The sequence below is a fragment of the Amphibacillus jilinensis Y1 genome (assembly GCF_000306965.1).
In the GTDB taxonomy this organism is placed as follows: Bacteria; Bacillota; Bacilli; order Bacillales; family Amphibacillaceae; genus Amphibacillus_C; species Amphibacillus_C jilinensis.
On the sequence record NZ_AMWI01000071.1, the window covers coordinates 1 to 1,820 of the forward strand.

Consider the following 1,820-nt stretch of genomic DNA (forward strand, 5'->3'; position numbering starts at 1 on the left):
GAGGCTGGGACATAACTAGCCTAAAATGAAAGAAAAAGCATTTGATCACCGATTCTTGGTGATCAAATGCTTTTTTGTCCTTGCCTTTTGAATTGTTTGGGGATTGGCTGTTGTCCGAGGCAGTGTATTTCCTCAAATTCACTGCCATGAACGCGAAGCCCATTTCATTTTTCACCTTTTCGTTTCCTCTTACGGAGAATCGGGTGAACGCCAAATTAGCCTTCAAGAATCCGAAGACTGGCTCTACATCAATCTTTCGCTTGCCGTAGATTTCACCCGTTTTCTCTTCTGAAAGCTTTTCTCGAATATAGGCTTTTTGGTTCTCCCATGTTTCATTAATATACAGTCTCCGGTTATTTCCTTCTTTCGCTTTTGTACACCGGTCACGCAGTGGGCAGCCAGAACAATCTTCACATTCATAGGTTTTGAAATGACGTATGAATCCATATCTATCTTTTCTTGTTGAAGGATGACAGAACGAGAGCGTGCGATCGTTCGGACAAGTAAATGTATCTGTTTCCTCATCATATGCCCAATTGGCTGTATTCAAAGGGTTATTCTTAACCTTCTTTTTCTTCTCTTTCCGATATTGGTTGTAGGTGATCAAAGGGGAGCGATCTCTATTATTCACGACATCCATGTAATTCTGTTCACTGCCATAGCCGGCATCCGCTACAATATATTCGGGAAGATCGAAAAAGTCTTTTTCGATTGTATCCAGGAAAGGAATGAAGGTGCGTGTATCCGTCGGATTTGGAAAAATATCATAAGCAAGCGCATACTGGCCTTCGGTTGCCAGTTGCACATTGTAGCCGGCCTTAAGCTGTCCATTTTTCATATGGTCGTCTTTCATGCGCATAAAGGTGGCGTCATGGTCCGTCTTAGAATAGCTGTTTCGGCCGTCAAAAATCTCCATATCCACACGGTATTTCTCTTTGCGTTGTAAAAAATTTTGGAACTGTTTGCGATACTGCTTTGGTTCCTTGCGCTCCGAGCGTAACTCTTTTCGTACAGCAGCATCCTCACTTGCTTCAATTTTCTCATCATATGCCTGGACTGTTTCATCCAGGTTTTCAATAATGCTGGATAGCTCTTGTTCAGAAAGTGCGTCCCAACTTTCCCTTTCTAGCTCTGGGATAATCTCTTTTTCCAGAAGCTCTTCGTACATACGATTCGACCGTTCCACCAAACTGGCACTGTATCCTTCGACCGACTTTTTCCAGACGAATGTGTACTTGTTCGCGTTCGCCTCAAGTTTTGTTCCGTCTATAAAAATGGCTTCTTCCTCAATTTGTTTCTCCTCAACCAGTTTACAGCGGAACTGTACAAAGCACTGACGCAACAGTTCATTCACCTCAGGATGAACCCGGAAACGATTGATCGTACGATAGCTTGGCTCATAACCCTGGGCCAGCCACATCATACGCACACTGTCCTTCAGTAGCCCTTCTATCTTTCTTCCGGAGAACACAGACTGGGTATAGGCACACAGAATAATCTTCAACATCATGCGTGGATGGTACGCTGGGCAGCCTGTTGCACGCAAAAAGCCTGCGAAGGCTTCTTCAGGAATCGACTCCGTGAGCTCATTCACAGCGTAAGCAATATCATTTTCCTGCAATTTCATCTCCATATCGAGCGGTAAAACAACCTGATTTATGTTATAATCTTTAAACATAGGGAGACCTCCTTTGGATTAGGTTGTGGTGACTTTAATTCTAACAGAAGGTTTCCCTATTTTCCTGTCTAAAACATCAAAAAAAACGGATCTGAAGGAGATTTCTTCAGAATCCGTTTTTTTCTTTTAGTGGGTTTTGTCC

The 1,820-nt window shown here is 43.1% G+C and carries 1 protein-coding gene; it reads right to left on the reverse strand.

Annotated features, from left to right (window positions below; all coding sequences use genetic code 11):
- Nucleotides 1-1,678: IS1182 family transposase (locus B494_RS0100385; RefSeq protein WP_017470374.1), on the reverse strand; the 1,678-nt coding region annotated here is incomplete at its 3' end.
- Nucleotides 1,679-1,820: the final 142 nt, after the last annotated feature.